Origin of the sequence: Streptomyces torulosus (assembly GCF_001419765.1) — a bacterium.
GTDB lineage: Bacteria > Actinomycetota > Actinomycetes > Streptomycetales > Streptomycetaceae > Streptomyces > Streptomyces torulosus.
On sequence record NZ_LIRK01000092.1, the window covers coordinates 21,478 to 36,406 of the forward strand.

The following is a 14,929-nucleotide window of genomic DNA, read 5'->3' on the forward strand; positions in this document are numbered from 1 at the left end:
GCAGGGAACCGGATCATGCTTCGCGCTGGTCCTTCACCCGGCGGAGTTTGCCGAGCGAGCGCTCCAGGGACTCCGGCTCCACGACGGCCACCTCGACGCTGATTCCGACGCCGTCCTTGACGCCCTTGGCGATGGCCCGGCCGGCGCTCTCGCGCTGCTCCGGTCCGGCGCCCGGGCGTGCCTCCACCCGGACGGTCATGTGGTCCATCCGCCCGCGCTTGGTGAGGAGGATCTGGAAGTGCGGGGCGACGCCGGGGGTGCGCAGGACGACCTCCTCGATCTGGGTTGGGAAGACGTTCACCCCACGCAGGATGATCATGTCGTCGCAGCGCCCGGTGATCTTCTCTATGCGGCGGAAGCCGGTCCGGGCCGTGCCGGGCAGCAGGCGGGTCAGGTCCCGGGTGCGGTAGCGGATGACGGGCAGCGCCTCCTTGGTGAGCGAGGTGAAGACCAGTTCGCCCTCCGTACCGTCGGCGAGGGACTCGCCGGTGAGGGGGTCGACGACCTCGGGGAGGAAGTGGTCCTCCCAGACGTGCAGGCCGTCCTTGGTCTCGACGCACTCTTGGGCGACGCCGGGACCCATCACCTCGGAGAGGCCGTAGATGTCGACGGCGTGGATGTCCATGCGCTCCTCGATCTCGCGGCGCATCTCCTCCGTCCAGGGCTCGGCGCCGAAGATGCCCACCTTCAGGGAGGAGGCGCGCGGGTCGACGCCCTGCCGCTCGAACTCGTCGAGCAGGGTGAGCATGTACGACGGGGTGACCATGATGATCTCGGGCTCGAAGTCCTGGATGATCTGCACCTGACGCGCGGTCATGCCGCCGGAGGCGGGGATCACGGTACAGCCGGCGCGTTCGGCGCCGTAGTGGGCGCCGAGGCCGCCGGTGAACAGGCCGTACCCGTAGCTGATGTGCACCTTGTGGCCGGGCCGGCCGCCGGCGGCGCGGATCGAGCGGGCGACGAGGTCCGCCCAGTTCGACAGGTCGTTCTCCGTGTAACCGACGACCGTGGGCCGACCGGTCGTCCCGCTGGAGGCGTGGATGCGCCGCACCTCGGGCATGGGAACGGCGAACATGCCGAAGGGGTACGTCTCGCGCAGGTCCACCTTGGTCGTGAAGGGGAACCGGGCCAGGTCCTCGAGGGTCCGGCAGTCGTCGGGGGTCACGCCGGCCCCGTCGAACTTCTTGCGATACAGCTCGACGTTCTCGTAGGCGTGCCGCAACGTCTGCCGCAGACGGCGCAGTTGGAGGTCACGCACCTCCTCGCGCGACATCCGCTCGGCGTCGTCCAGCAGGTCCGCCGGAAGCGGCTCGCCACGCCGGGTCCGGACATCCGCCCGTGCTGTCGGTTCGCTGATCATTGCGGCTCCTCGAAATCCGTGCTCCGGATGGTGCGACTGCGGCCACGGAACTCCGCGATCACCGCGTCGCCGCGTCTCACACTCACGTCATAGATACCGCTGCGTCCGAAGCGGGTGAGTTCCCGGGCGGTGGCCACCAGGACGTCACCCTCGCGCACCGGGGCGACGAACGTGATGTCCGCGCCGGAGGCGACGGTGACGGGACCGCGACTGTTGCAGGCACAGGCGAAGGCCGTGTCGGCGAAGAGGAACAGATACCCGCCGTGGGCGATCCCGTGGCCGTTGACCATGGACGCCGTCACCGTCATGCGCAGCACGGCGGTCCCTTCGCCCTGCTCCAGCAGTTCGATGCCGAGAAGTCGCGAGGCCTGGTCGGCAGCGAGCATGCGCGCTGCGGGCCCCGCCATGGCGGGTACTGCTTTCGTCACGGTTTACACCACCTTGTGTACCGACCGAACATTCGGTTAGCGTGCGGCACGGCCAAGTAAGCAAGCCGCGCCGCGGCCTGTCAAGAGGTGAGCCACATGCATGACACTGCCACTGACACGCACGACACAGCCGCTGAGGTGACCGACTTCTTCGCGCGCCACCGCACCTTGCTGGAGCGAGCGGTGACCGCGACCGAGAGCCGGGAGCACTGGACGCCCTATCCCGAGTCGCCCAGCAAGGCGGTCTACGGCGAGGACGCTCCGAAGCTCGGCGAGGCCGCCTTCCGGGAGCAGATCGGCAGGCCCTTCGACCTGCCCGGACATCCGGGCGAGGGGCGGGTGGCGCCCGAGGAGCGCTCCCCGTACGGCTTCCCGCTGGGCATCAGTTATCCGCGGCTGTCCCCGGAGGCCGCCGTCGTCGCGGCCGCCCGCGCCACGGCCGCCTGGCGCGCGGCCGGTCCGGACACGCGTGCCGGTGTCGCGGCGGAGATCCTCGCCCGCCTCAACGCGGCGAGCTTCGAGATAGCCCACGCCGTCCAGCACACCACCGGCCAGGCGTTTGTGATGGCCTTTCAGGCCGGCGGCCCGCACGCCCAGGACCGCGGCCTGGAGGCGGTCGCGTACGCCTGGGCCGAGCAGCGGAAGCACCCGGGCGCGGCCCGCTGGAGCAAGCCGCAGCGCAAGGGCGGACCGCAGGTGATGGACAAGAGGTTCACCCCGGTCGGCCGCGGCGTCTCACTCCTTATCGCCTGCAACACCTTCCCGACCTGGAACGGTTACCCGGGCCTCTTCGCCTCCCTCGCCACCGGCAACCCGGTGCTGGTCAAGCCGCACCCCGGTGCCGTGCTGCCGCTGGCGATCACCGTCCGCGTCGCCCGGAAGGTGCTGGCCGAGGCCGGCTTCGACCCCGACCTCGTCCTCCTCGTCGCCGAGGCCCCCGGGGGCCGGGCCGCCGCCGAGCTCGCCCTCCACCCGGAGGTGCGGATCGTCGACTTCACCGGCTCCACCGAGTTCGGCGACTGGCTGGAGGCCAACGCCCGCCAGGCCGCCGTGTACACGGAGAAGGCCGGCATCAACACCGTCGTCCTGGACTCCACCGACGACTACCGCGGCCTGCTGGGCAACCTCGCCTTCTCGCTCTCGCTGTACAGCGGGCAGATGTGCACCACCCCGCAGAACCTGCTCGTACCGCGCGAGGGCATCGCCACCGACCAGGGACCGCGCACGGCCGACGAGTTCGCCGACGACCTGGCCGCCGCCCTGGACCGGCTGCACGCCGATCCGGCCCGGGCCGCCGGCACCCTGGGCGCGATCGTCAACGACGGTGTGCGCGACCGGCTGGCGGAGGCCGCCGGGGCCGGCCGTACAGTGCGCGCGTCGACGCCCGTGGACCACCCGGAGTACGCCGACGCGGACGTCCGCACGCCGCTCGTGGCGCGGCTGGACGCGGGGACCGACCGCGAGGTCTTCACCCGGGAGTGGTTCGGTCCGGTCTCCTTCGTGATCGGCACCGACTCCACCCGGCACAGCCTGGAGCTGTTGCGCGAGACGGTGCGGGCGCACGGCGCGCTGACCGCCGCCGTCCACTCCACCGACGAGGAGGTGCTCACCGCCGCCGAGGAGGCCGCCCTGGACGCCGGCGTGCACCTGTCCGAGAACCTCACCGGTCAGGTCTTCGTCAACCAGTCCGCCGCCTTCAGCGACTTCCACGGCAGCGCGGCCAACCCGGCGGCCAGCGCCACCCTGTCCGACGCCGCCTTCGTCACCGGCCGCTTCGCGGTCCTGCAGTCCCGCCGCCCCGTCGCCGTCACCGCCGAGGAGAGCGCCTGATGTCCGGAGAGGTCTACCTGATCGACGGAGCCCGCACCCCGCAGGGCCGCTACGGCGGCGCCCTGGCCTCCGTACGCCCCGACGACCTCGCCGCCCTCGTCGTCGGCGAGGCCGTGCGCCGCTCCGGCATCCCGTCCGAGGCCGTGGACGAGGTGATCCTCGGCGCCGCCAACCAGGCCGGCGAGGACAACCGGGACGTGGCCCGCATGGCGGTCCTGCTGGCCGGGCTGCCGCACACCGTGCCCGGTTACACCGTCAACCGGCTGTGCGCCTCGGGCCTGACGGCCGTCGCCTCCGCCGCCCAGGCGATCCGGGCCGGAGAGGCCGACCTGGTCGTGGCGGGCGGCGCGGAGTCGATGACCCGTGCCCCATGGGTGATGGAGAAGCCCGGCACCCCCTGGGCCAAGCCGGGAGAGGTGCAGGACACCTCGCTGGGCTGGCGCTTCGCCAACCCCCGCTTCAAGGCTGCCGACCGCGCGGTGCCCGCCGGCGCCGGCCCCGAGACGGTGAAGCTCACCCTGACCATGGGCGAGACCGCCGAAGAGGTCGCGGCCCTGGACGGCATCACCCGCGCCGACTCCGACGCCTTCGCCCTGCGCAGCCACCAGCGGGCTCTGGCCGCCCAGGAGGCGGGCCGCTTCGACCGCGAGATCGTGCCCGTCCCCGTGAAGGACGGCGAGGTAACCCGCGACGAAGGCCCCCGTCCCTCCACCACACTGGAGAAGCTCGGCGCCCTGCGGACCATCTTCCGCGAGGACGGCATCGTCACCGCCGGCTCCTCCTCACCGCTCTCCGACGGCGCCGCCGCGCTCGTCGTGGCGAGCGCGACGGCCGTCCGGCGCTACGGCCTCACCCCGCGGGCCCGGATCGCCACCTCCGCCTCGGCCGGCGTCCAGCCCAACATCATGGGCCTCGGCCCGGTCCCCGCCACCGAGAAGGCTCTGGCCCGGGCCGGCTGGCAGGTTGCGGACCTGGACGCCGTCGAGCTGAACGAGGCGTTCGCCGCGCAGGCCCTGGCCGTGACGCGCCGCCTGAAGCTGGACGAGGACAGGGTCAACGCCGACGGTGGCGCCATCGCCCTGGGTCACCCGCTGGGGTGCTCCGGCGCCCGTATCCTGCTCACCCTGCTGGGCCGCCTGGAGCGCGAGCACGCCACGCGCGGACTCGCCACCCTGTGCGTCGGCGTGGGACAGGGCGTCGCGATGCTGGTGGAGCGGGTATGACCGACACCGCCTACGAGACGCTCCTGGTCGAGGAGCGCGACGACCGGGTGATCGTCACTCTGCACCGTCCCGAGGCCCGCAACGCCATCAGCGGCCGGATGATCGCCGAACTCCACGAGGTCTGCGCCCTGTTGGAGCATGACCCGAGGCTGCTGCTGCTCACCGGTCACGGACAGGTGTTCGCCGGCGGCGCCGACATCGCCGAACTGCTGCGACGAGGCCGCGACGAAGCCCTCCAGGGCATCAACAGCCGCCTGTTCGAGCGGGTGCGCAGACTCCCCATGCCCACCCTCGCCGCCGTCGACGGCTGGGCCCTGGGGGGTGGCGCGGAGCTGGCGTACGCCTGCGACCTGCGCATCGCCGGACCCGACGCCGTCTTCGGCAATCCCGAGCCGGGCCTGGGCATCCTCGCCGCGGCCGGTGCCTGCTGGCGGCTGCCCGAGCTGGTCGGCGAGTCAGTCGCCAAGCAGGTCCTGCTCGCGGGACGCAACCTCGACGCGGCCGCCGCCCTGGCGGCCGGCCTGGTCATCGACGTCGTACCGGCGGACGAACTGCTGACCGCGGCCCACGCGCTGCTCGACCGCATGGCACGCTCCTCGGCCACCGCGCTGCGCCTGACCAAGCTCGTCGTCGACTCCCCCGGCGCCCACCCGGTCGCCGACGACCTGGCCCAGGCCGTGCTCTTCGAGGGCCAGGACAAGAAGGACCGCATGACCCGCTTCCTGGAGAAGAGGAACCGCGCATGACCACAGCAACCGCACCCGCCGCCGTCGGCGTGATCGGCGGCGGCCGCATGGGCGCCGGCATCGCCCAGTCCTATGCGACCGCCGGTTCGGCCGTGACCATCGTCGAGAGCAGCGCCGAAGCCGCCGCCGCCGCGCTGGACCGTGTGGCGACCGGGCTGAAGCGGGCCGCCGAACGCGACCGCCTCACCGAACCCGCCGAACGCGTCCTCGCCCGGGTCGGCACGGCCGACTCGGTGGATGCCCTGCCCGCCGACGCCGATCTGGTCGTGGAGGCCGTCCCGGAGGACCCCGCGCTCAAGGCCCGGGTCCTCGCCGCCGCCGAACGGGCGGTGAGCGCGACGACGCTCCTGGCCAGCAACACCAGCTCGCTGTCGGTCACCGAACTGGCCGCCGCGCTCACCCGGCCGGGCCGCTTCCTGGGCATGCACTTCTTCAACCCGGTGCCGGCCTCGGAGCTGGTCGAGATCGTGGTGGCGCCGGACACCGACACGGCCACCGTGGAAACCGCCCTGGACTGGACGCACTGCCTGGGCAAGAAGGACGTCGTCGTCAAGGACTCGCCCGGCTTCGCCAGTAGCCGTCTCGGCGTCGCCCTGGGACTTGAGGCCATCCGCATGGTCGAGGAGGGCGTGGCCTCACCCGAGGCGATCGACGACGCCATGCGGCTCGGCTACAAGCACCCCATGGGCCCCCTCCGCCTGACCGACCTGGTCGGCCTGGACGTGCGCCTGGCCATCGCGGAGCACCTGCACGCCACCCTCGGTGAGCGCTTCGCTCCGCCGCGACTGCTCCGCGAGAAGGTCGCCCGCGGCGAACTCGGCCGCAAGACCGGCCAGGGGTTCCACTCATGGCGGTGACCGGGACGGCCGAGCACTTTGCCGCCGACGGCGCGGCCACCGTCGGCTACACCCTGCGGGACGGCGTCGCCGTCGTCGAACTGCGCCGGCCGTCGGCGGGCAACGCCCTCGACGCGGCCCTGCGCCAGGGACTGCTGGCCGCCGTACGGCAGGTGCGTGCCGACGGCGAACAGGTGCGCGCGGTGCTGCTGGCCGCCCGGGGCCGGCACTTCTGCGTCGGGCAGGACCTCAAGGAGCACGCCGACGCCCTGGAGACCCGCCCCGAGTCGGCCTTCGACATCGTGCGGGCGGAGTACAACCCTCTGGTCACGGAGATACGCGCGCTGCCCCAGCCGGTGGTCGTGGCCATCGAGGGCGCCTGCGTCGGCGCCGGTCTCGGCCTGGCCCTCTGCGCAGACCTGCGGGTGGCCGCCCGGGGTGCCCGCTTCGCCACCGCCTTCACCGGCATCGCTCTGGCCGCCGACAGCGGGCTGAGCGCCACACTGGCGCAAGCGGTCGGACCGTCGCGGGCAGCCGCTCTGCTGCTCCTCGGCGACCGCTTCGACGCCGAGGCGGCCGAGCGGTGGGGCCTGGTCCACCACGTCGTGCCGGACGGCACCGCAGCCGACCGGGGGCTCGACCTCGCCCGGCGGCAAGCCGCCGGCCCCACCGCCGCGTACACCGAGGTCAAAGCACTCCTGCGAACCACGGCAGACGGCGACCTGGCCGCGGTTCTGGAGGCGGAGGCCGCCGCCCAGGAACGACTCGGCGCGGCAGCGGACCACCGCGACGCCGTCCGTGCCTTCCTCGACGGCCGGGCACCCGCTTTCACGGGGAACTGACCACGCTCCGGCACTTGCCCGAGCACGGGAACTTCGTCATATCATTGACCGAACGAACGGTCGGTAGGGACAGGGTGATACAGATGGCGACACAACAGGCCGCCTCATCAGAGGCAGTTGGCGCGCCGCCGGAGCTCCAGGAGTACTTCGAGGCGACTATCGCGCGGGATCAGCGGGTGGAGCCGCGCGACTGGATGCCCGAGGGCTACCGGAAGACGCTGATCCGGCAGGTGGCGCAGCACGCGCACTCGGAGATCATCGGGATGCAGCCGGAGGGTGAGTGGATCACCCGGGCGCCGTCGCTGCGCCGCAAGGCGATCCTGTTCGCCAAGGTCCAGGACGAGGCCGGCCACGGCCTGTACCTGTACTCGGCCGCCGAGACCCTCGGCGCGGACCGCACCGACCTCACGGAGCGGCTGATCGAGGGCCGCCAGAAGTACTCCTCGATCTTCAACTACCCCACCCCGACCTTCGCCGACGTCGGTGTCATCGGCTGGTTCGTGGACGGCGCGGCCATCTGCAACCAGGTGCCGCTGTGCCGCAGTTCGTACGGCCCCTATGCCCGCGCGATGGTGCGGATCTGCAAAGAGGAGTCTTTCCACCAGCGACAGGGCTATGAGCTGCTGATGACGATGATGCGCGGCACCGACGCCCAGCGAGAGATGGTCCAGGACGCGGTGAACCGGTGGTGGTGGCCGTCCCTGATGATGTTCGGCCCGCCGGACGACAACTCGCCCAACTCGGCTGCCTCCATGGCGTGGAAGATCAAGCGGCACAGCAACGACGAGCTGCGCCAGAGGTTCGTCGACATGACCGTCCCGCAGGCCGAGAAGCTCGGCGTCACCCTCCCCGACCCGGAACTGCGCTGGAACGCCGACCGCGGCCACCACGACTTCGGCACCCCCGACTGGGACGAACTGATGCGCGTCATCAAGGGCGACGGGCCCTGTAACGCCGAGCGGGTCGAGCGGCGCCGGGCCGCCCATGAGGAAGGCGCCTGGGTACGGGAGGCGGCCGCGGCGCACGCGGCGAAGCAGACGGCACGCGCGCGTGAAGGAGCGGCGGCATGAGCGACACGCAGCAGGGGGCGAAGGCCGGCTGGCCGCTGTACGAGGTGTTCGTCCGCGGGAAGCGAGGACTGAACCACGTGCACGTGGGTTCGTTGCACGCCGCCGACGACGGGATGGCCCTGACCCACGCCCGTGACCTGTACACCCGGCGCAACGAGGGTGTGTCCATCTGGGTGGTGCGCTCCGAACACATCGCGGCCTCCACCCGGGACGAGAAGGATCCCTTCTTCGCGCCCAGCGCCGACAAGGTGTACCGACACCCCACCTTCTACGACATCCCCGACGACGTCCCCCACATCTAGGAGCAGGCATGAGCGACGACCACGTCTACCTGACCCTCGCCGAGGGACACGAGGACGACACCCGCTGGGCCTACGGCACGGGCTTCGAGGATCCGCTGTACGGCGTGGACACCGCTGTGCCCGACGGCGTCGACCGGGAGGGACTGGCCGCGCTCTGCCTGGCACTCGGCGACGACGCCCTGGTCTCGGCCCAGCGCCTGGCCGAGTGGACCACCCGCGCGCCGGAACTGGAGGAGGAGGTGGCCCTCGCCAACATCGGCCTCGACCTGCTCGGCCAGGCCCGCCTGCTGTACGCCCGTTGTGGCCAGGTCGACGGCACCGGACGGAGCGAGGATGTCTACGCCTACTTCCGTGCCCCGGACGACTTCCGCAATGTGGCACTGGCCGAACTGCCCAACGGGGACTTCGCGTTCACCATCGCCCGCCTGTTGATCCTCGCCAGCTGGCGGCTGGCCCACTTCGAGCGGCTCACCGCCTCGCCCGACCCGGTACTCGCCGCCATCGCCGCCAAAGGCGTCAAGGAACTGACGTACCACCGGCAGTACGCGGCCGAGTGGGTCGTCCGGCTCGGCGACGGCACCGAGGAGTCCCGCCGGCGGATGCGGGCCGGGCTCGACGGGCTCGTCCCGTACCTCGGCGAGCTGTTCGACGCCCACGACGCGAAGACGGACGTCCTTGCCGTCCTGCGGCAGGTCACCGAGGCGGCGGACCTGCCCCTGCCCGAGGTGCCGTCATGTCAAGGCGGCTTGGGCCGCGACGGCGCCCACACTGAACACCTGGCTCCGCTCCTCGCGGAACTGCAGAGCGTGGCCCGTGCCCACCCGGGGGCGACATGGTGAGCGTACTCACGGACGCCCGCCGCGCCCGGCACATCGCCGAGCGGGTCCCGGACCCCGAAATGCCCATGCTCACCCTCGCCGACCTCGGCGTGCTGCGGGAGGTGACGGTCGAGCCGGACGGCACGGTCGTCGCTGTCCTCACCCCAACCTACTCCGGCTGCCCGGCGATGGCCGAGATGCGCGCCGGGGTGGCAGCACGCCTGTCCGCCGCCGGTTACGAGCGGGTCGAGGTGCGCACGGTCCTCGACCCGCCGTGGACCACCGACTGGATCACCCCCGAGGGCCGCCGCAAACTCGCCGAGCACGGCATCGCACCGCCCGGACCGGCGCCCCGGCAGCCGTCCGGCCCCGTGCCGCTTCTCTTGTCCGCGACCCGGCACGTCGTGGCGTGCCCCCGCTGCGGCGCGAGCGACACCGAGGAGACCTCCCGTTTCGGTGCCACCTCCTGCAAGGCGCTGTGGCGCTGCCGCGCCTGCCGCGAACCGTTCGAGTACGTCAAGGAGATCTGATGGAGGACCTGTTGGCCCCCGATGCCGCCGCTCCCCGCCAGGGGCGGCGCACGCGTCGCCGTCCGTCCTTCCACACACTGCGGGTTGCCGCAGTGGAGCGCTTGTGCGAGGACGCCGCCGCTGTGAGCTTCGACATTCCCGAGGAACTGGAGGAGGAGTTCGCCTTCGCTCCCGGGCAGTCCCTGACACTGCGCCGCAAGGTGCGCGGAGAGGACGAGCGGCGCTCGTACTCGATCTGTTCGCCGACCGGTTCCCGGCCCCGGATCGGGGTACGGGTGGTGCCAGGGGGGCTGTTCTCGTCGTGGCTGGTACACGAGGTCCGGGCCGGTGACACCATCGAAGTGATGGCCCCGACCGGCACGTTCACCCCCGACCTGACCGAGTCCGGACACCATGTGCTCATAGCAGCCGGCTCAGGCATCACACCGATGCTGTCCATCGCCGAGTCCGTCCTGGCCTCCGACGGCCAATCCAGGGTGACCCTCTTCTACGGCAACCGACGTACCAGCTCGGTGATGTTCGCCGACGAGCTGGCCGACCTCAAGGACCTCTACCCGGCCCGGTTCCAGCTGGCCCACGTCCTCTCCCGCGAACCACGCGAGGCCGAGCTGCTGACCGGACGCATCGACGCCGACCGGATGACCGCGCTCATCGACGGGTTGGTCGACGTCTCCGACGCCGACCACTGGTGGCTGTGCGGCCCTCACGGCATGGTCCGCGACGCCCAGAAGGTCCTGGCCGAACTGGGAGTACCCGACGACCGGATCCACCAGGAGCTCTTCTTCGCCGGCGAGGAACCGGCGGCCCCCGTCAGGCGGGCGGAGGACCAGGCCGACGGACCGGTCAGCCAGGTCACCGTCGTCCTCGACGGCCGCTCCACCACCTCCGCCCTCTCCCGCGAGGCCACCCTCCTCGACTCCGCCTCCCGGATCCGCTCTGACCTGCCCTTCGCCTGCAAAGGCGGCGTCTGCGGCACCTGCCGCGCCCAGGTCACCGACGGCGAGGCCGACATGCGCCGCAATTACGCGCTGGAGCCCGCCGAGGTCGACGCCGGATACGTGCTGACCTGCCAGACCTTCCCCGTCTCCGACACCCTGACCGTCGACTTCGACAGCTGAGGAGCAGAGGGTGAACCCCGACTGGAAGCCACGGGTGGAAGGGGCACGCTCCGGCTGGACCGTCCGCCAATGAACGCGCTTGACACCGCCACGCAGGAACGGATCAAGGAACTCGCCGAGGAGGCCGCACGCCAGACCGACGCGCGGTGGTGCTGTAAGGCGGCGAGAAGTTGTTCGCGGCGGGCGCGGGCATCAAGGAGATGTAGGCCATGGACCACGCGGCGATGGTGTTGCGAGCCTGCGCCCTGCAGGAAAGCTTCACCGCCGTGATCCGCATCCCCAAGCGGGTGGTCGCGGCCGGATCGCCGGCCTCGATACGGCTCGGACATGAGCGATGCCGAGTGGTTCCTGGTGCGGGATCTGCTGCCGGTTCCGGGTTGGCTGGCGGGCCGGGGCGGCCGTCCGGAGGGCTACTGCCACCGGCAGATGATCGACGCAGTGCGTTACGTCGTCGACAACGGCATCAAGTGGGGGGCGATGCCCGCGGACTTCCCGCCCTGGTCTCGGGTGTATGCCTTCTTCGCCCGCTGGCGGGATACGGGGCTGGTGAGCGAACTGCATGAACGCCTGCACCAGGCGGTCCGCCGGGCAGAGGGCCGTGCACCGGAGCCGAGTGCGGCGGTCATCGATTCCCAGTCGGTGAAGGCGGATGCCACCGTGGCCTGCGGCTCACGGCGAGGAGCCGTTCGCGACGGCTTTCGACGATCTGGGCGGACGGCGGTCACCGCGGCCACCTCCAGGACTGGGCTGCCCAGCACCTCGGACTCGTCCTCGACGTCGTCCAGCGCCACCAAGACGTCCAAGGTTTTCAGGTCCTGCCCCGCCGCAGGGTCGTGGAAAGATCCTTCGCCTGGCTCCTGCACAGCCGGCGCCTGGTCCGGGACTACGAACGACGCACCGACACCAGCGAAGCCGTCATCCGGTGGTCGATGATCACACTCATGAACCGCCGCCTGGCCGTCCGACAGCGTCAGCGTCCTGGGGCTGCTCCGACGCCGGCAGCGTGAACCGTCCCGGCTTCACCTCCACCAGCCTCTTCAGGCGTGCTCTCGCTCCCTCGACGCGGGAAGCGGACGCGCTGTCCCAGCCGAGCACCACCGCTGCCCGCCGGGCACCGAGTCCATCGGCTCCCGCGTCCGCCGCCGCGGCCATCACCGCCTGGTAGTCCACCGACAGGTCCTCGGCCCCGGCCGCGTTCTCCCGATGCGGCACCGCCCGTCGCGGCCCGACCGGCCTCCTGCGCGACACCACGGTCACCTCCGCGGGCGTCTCCTCCTCGGCCAGTGCCTCCAGATACTGCTCAAGACCGATCACCCGGCGCCTGAGGACCTCTTCCGCGTCCGCCAAGTCCGTCCGCACCCGCTCCAGTTCGGCTTCGAGCTCCTCCACCCTCACCACCGCGGCCTTCCGCCGGGTCTCCAGAACGGCCCGCATCGACGGCATCCACCACCCCCACAACATCTCGGCCAGCAACGAGCCGAGACTTCCGCAACACCTGCGATCCCATGCCTGACCAGCGGAATCCGCACACGAGATTCGGAAAGAGAACGACCTCTGAGCTTGTTCTTTATCTACCAAGATCTTCCGGGCTTGCCGATGGCCTTGAGGGTCTCGGGGCGTTTGACGGTCTTGCCGACGTCGTAGCGGGGTGCCCGGTGTTTGTTCTTGACGCCGGGTGGCCGTCCGGGGCCGGCGCCTCGAGGTTTGGGAACACGGGCCGGGCAGGCCAGGTGAGCGCGGATGTTCCTGAACCCTCGGCGGACCCGGGCGGGGGTGAGCCGGCCGGAGGCAGCTGGCTTCTCCCAGGGTCGGCGGAGATCCTTGGCGAGGGGCCGGGCAAGCCGGAGTTGGGTATGAGCGACGATCAGGATCCAGGTCCAGCGGTCCGCCGCCTCAGGACTACGGAGTTTCGGGGTGGTCCAGCCCAGGGTCTGCTTCGCGAAGCGGAAGGTGTGCTCCAGGTCGAAGCGGCGGAGAAATGCCTGCCAGAAACGGTCCACGTCGGCCGGAGTGACGCCGGTCTTGGAGGACCATAACCACACCGGCGGGGCATCACGGTCCCTCGACAGATGCTCGGCCTTCAACCGGATCAACGTGCCCTCGACCAGGGGGAGTTCACCGTCATGGTCGAGCCATGAGGAGCGGTGGGTGAGCCTTGGGTGGACCCGGTCCCATGCCTGCGTCTCGGCCTTGCCGTAGTTGGTGGTGTCGGTGATTGTGGTGATCGCGGCCTCGGGCCAGGTCTCCGGCTCGGCGAAGCGGAATTCCGGGCCGTGCTTAGGCGGCCGGCCGCCCTTCGGGTCGTAGACACGAGGCGGCTTCGGCAGTCGCATGACGCGGTCGGAGCGGACCCGGCCGACCAGCTCGACCGGCAGATCGCGCAGGACCCAGGCCAGGCGGGTGACGTCGTAGCCGGCATCGCTGACGATCACGATGGCAGGATCCCCGGCCCGCCACTGACCCGCAGCGATGAGCCGTTCAACGACTCCCCGCAGCTGGGCGGCGGTGACCGCGGTGACGTCGTCCACCGGTCCGAGCCGGACCGCGTCCAGGATCGCGGTCCAAGAGGTGGCGCCCGGCTCCAGGGCGGCGACGAAGGAGTAGGGCCAGCCCGGGATGAACTGCGACGCCGTCTTCGCCCGGCCATAGACATGGCAGAACAGCCGCTCGGCCGAGCACGGCGCGTCCGAACGAAGCCACGGCGACACATCGACGGCCAGGACCAGACGCCCGCCGTCGAACCGCGGCAGCGACAGCCCGGCCAGCACCGTCCGCACCTGCTCGACATCGATCCGGCCGTGGTTCAGGCCTCCGTACATCGCCCCGTGCCCACGCCGATGCTCGGGCAGCAGCGTCAGGTCCACCGGGGACTTCACCGCACCGTCCGCACACAGCACCGCATCCGTCAGCTCGAACAACTCGTCGCGCCGAGCGGTCAGACACTCGTAGAACTCGCCCCGGAAGCGTGACGCTTCCGCGAACGCATCCCTCCGCTGGCTTTGTTAGTGGAACCTGACACCACTTGTCGCTCAGGGCCGAGAACGCCTTGTTTCGCCGGAGGGCGATGTCTGTGAGTTCTGGCAACACTTGAGGGCTTGCGGTGGGAGCATGGACGTGCTCTGCGGGATGAGGCTGCGATGGCGCCACCGAAGTCCAAGGTCGACTTGTACGCGGCGATCCGCCGTGACGCCCGGGCAGGGATGTCGTACCGGGCCTTGATGCGTGAGTACGGAGTCGGATTCCGCACGGTGAAAGCCGCGTTGGAGACGGTCTGGCCGGAGCCGCGGAAGAAGCCGCAGCCGCGCGGGACCCGCCTTGATGCCTACAAGCCCTTGATCGACGAGATGCTCCGGGCGGATCTGGATGCGCCGCGCAAGCAGCGTCACACGGTCAAGCGGATCTTCGACCGGCTCTTGGACGAGCACGGGGCGGAGGCGGTGACCTATCCGATGGTCCGGGCCTATGTCGCCGACCGGCGTCCCCAGATCGCTGTTGAGGCCGTCCGTGGGGTGGTACACGCGTTCATTCCGCAGTCCCACCGGCCGGGGGCCGAGGCGGAGGTGGACTTCGGCGACGTGAAGGTACGCCTGGCCGGTGAGCAGGTCACCTGCTTCGTGTTCGCGATGCGCCTGTCGTATTCGGGCAAGGCCGTGCACCGCGTCTTCGCCTCCTGCGGCCAGGAGGCGTTCCTGGAAGGCCACGTCCACGCTCTCAGCGTGCTGGGCGGAGTGCCGACCGGCAAGGTCCGCTATGACTGTGAGGATGATCGGGCGCCGCTCCGAGCGGTGGCCTGACTCGCGCTATGACTGGCCTCGTGCCTTGAGTT

At 71.0% G+C, this 14,929-nt stretch carries 15 protein-coding genes and 3 pseudogenes; 14 read left to right on the forward strand and 4 right to left on the reverse strand.

Features of this window, described 5'->3' with window-relative positions; translation table 11 throughout:
• Positions 1-13: 13 nt before the first annotated feature.
• On the reverse strand, positions 14-1,360 hold the full coding sequence (paaK, locus tag AOK23_RS07660) for a phenylacetate--CoA ligase PaaK (RefSeq protein ID WP_055711989.1): 1,347 nt from the start codon (positions 1,358-1,360) through the stop codon (positions 14-16).
• On the reverse strand, positions 1,357-1,767 hold the full coding sequence (gene paaI, locus AOK23_RS07665; protein ID WP_107102748.1) for a hydroxyphenylacetyl-CoA thioesterase PaaI: 411 nt from the start codon (positions 1,765-1,767) through the stop codon (positions 1,357-1,359). Before paaI ends, paaK begins: the two co-directional genes overlap by 4 nt.
• Before the next feature lie 117 nt (positions 1,768-1,884).
• Here paaI and paaN point away from each other — a divergent pair, with 117 nt between their 5' ends.
• The 13 genes and pseudogenes from paaN (at position 1,885) to AOK23_RS49495 (ending at position 12,110) form a co-directional block, all read left to right on the forward strand.
• Positions 1,885-3,618, forward strand: coding sequence for a phenylacetic acid degradation protein PaaN (gene paaN / locus AOK23_RS07670; protein WP_055711991.1), 1,734 nt, complete (start codon positions 1,885-1,887; stop codon positions 3,616-3,618).
• Positions 3,618-4,841, forward strand: a complete 1,224-nt coding sequence (locus AOK23_RS07675) for a thiolase family protein (protein ID WP_055711992.1) — start codon at positions 3,618-3,620, stop codon at positions 4,839-4,841. The genes paaN and AOK23_RS07675 overlap by 1 nt, the downstream gene beginning before the upstream one ends.
• Positions 4,838-5,587: an enoyl-CoA hydratase/isomerase family protein gene (locus tag AOK23_RS07680; RefSeq protein ID WP_055711993.1), complete on the forward strand. Its 750-nt coding sequence runs from the start codon at positions 4,838-4,840 to the stop codon at positions 5,585-5,587. The genes AOK23_RS07675 and AOK23_RS07680 overlap by 4 nt, the downstream gene beginning before the upstream one ends.
• Positions 5,584-6,444, forward strand: a complete 861-nt coding sequence (locus AOK23_RS07685) for a 3-hydroxyacyl-CoA dehydrogenase family protein (protein WP_055711994.1) — start codon at positions 5,584-5,586, stop codon at positions 6,442-6,444. The genes AOK23_RS07680 and AOK23_RS07685 overlap by 4 nt, the downstream gene beginning before the upstream one ends.
• Positions 6,435-7,265, forward strand: coding sequence for an enoyl-CoA hydratase/isomerase family protein (locus AOK23_RS07690; protein WP_055711995.1), 831 nt, complete (start codon positions 6,435-6,437; stop codon positions 7,263-7,265). Before AOK23_RS07685 ends, AOK23_RS07690 begins: the two co-directional genes overlap by 10 nt.
• Before the next feature lie 83 nt (positions 7,266-7,348).
• The gene (paaA, locus tag AOK23_RS07695) at positions 7,349-8,335 is read left to right on the forward strand and encodes a 1,2-phenylacetyl-CoA epoxidase subunit PaaA (protein ID WP_055711996.1); all 987 of its coding nucleotides are present in this window, start codon (positions 7,349-7,351) and stop codon (positions 8,333-8,335) included.
• Positions 8,332-8,637 carry a 1,2-phenylacetyl-CoA epoxidase subunit PaaB gene (paaB, locus tag AOK23_RS07700; RefSeq protein ID WP_055711997.1) on the forward strand — a complete coding sequence of 102 codons (306 nt, stop codon included), beginning with the start codon at positions 8,332-8,334 and terminating at the stop codon, positions 8,635-8,637. The genes paaA and paaB overlap by 4 nt, the downstream gene beginning before the upstream one ends.
• 8 nt (positions 8,638-8,645) lie before the next feature.
• Entirely contained in the window at positions 8,646-9,476 is an 831-nt protein-coding gene (paaC, locus tag AOK23_RS07705) for a 1,2-phenylacetyl-CoA epoxidase subunit PaaC (RefSeq protein WP_055711998.1), read from the forward strand.
• Entirely contained in the window at positions 9,470-9,985 is a 516-nt protein-coding gene (paaD, locus tag AOK23_RS07710) for a 1,2-phenylacetyl-CoA epoxidase subunit PaaD (RefSeq protein WP_055711999.1), read from the forward strand. Before paaC ends, paaD begins: the two co-directional genes overlap by 7 nt.
• Positions 9,985-11,103, forward strand: a complete 1,119-nt coding sequence (paaE, locus tag AOK23_RS07715) for a 1,2-phenylacetyl-CoA epoxidase subunit PaaE (protein WP_055712000.1) — start codon at positions 9,985-9,987, stop codon at positions 11,101-11,103. The genes paaD and paaE overlap by 1 nt, the downstream gene beginning before the upstream one ends.
• A 69-nt stretch (positions 11,104-11,172) precedes the next feature.
• Positions 11,173-11,402: pseudogene (locus AOK23_RS44630) on the forward strand (Clp protease/crotonase-like domain-containing protein); the annotation flags it as partial.
• Between the two features lie 28 nt (positions 11,403-11,430).
• Positions 11,431-11,604, forward strand: a pseudogene (locus tag AOK23_RS49490) (transposase); the annotation flags it as partial.
• 203 nt (positions 11,605-11,807) lie between these two features.
• Positions 11,808-12,110 (forward strand): transposase, encoded by a 303-nt coding sequence (locus tag AOK23_RS49495; RefSeq protein ID WP_240496296.1) that lies wholly within the window; start codon positions 11,808-11,810, stop codon positions 12,108-12,110.
• Here the strand turns inward: AOK23_RS49495 and AOK23_RS07725 are convergent.
• Together AOK23_RS07725 and AOK23_RS07730 are read right to left on the reverse strand one after the other, a co-directional pair.
• Positions 12,043-12,537, reverse strand: a complete 495-nt coding sequence (locus tag AOK23_RS07725) for a hypothetical protein (protein WP_055712004.1) — start codon at positions 12,535-12,537, stop codon at positions 12,043-12,045. The genes AOK23_RS49495 and AOK23_RS07725 overlap by 68 nt on opposite strands.
• Before the next feature lie 137 nt (positions 12,538-12,674).
• Positions 12,675-14,096 (reverse strand): annotated as a pseudogene (locus AOK23_RS07730) (NF041680 family putative transposase); the annotation flags it as partial.
• A gap of 171 nt (positions 14,097-14,267) precedes the next feature.
• Between AOK23_RS07730 and AOK23_RS07735 the strand changes: the two are divergent.
• On the forward strand, positions 14,268-14,897 hold the full coding sequence (locus AOK23_RS07735; RefSeq protein ID WP_240496295.1) for a hypothetical protein: 630 nt from the start codon (positions 14,268-14,270) through the stop codon (positions 14,895-14,897).
• Positions 14,898-14,929: the final 32 nt, after the last annotated feature.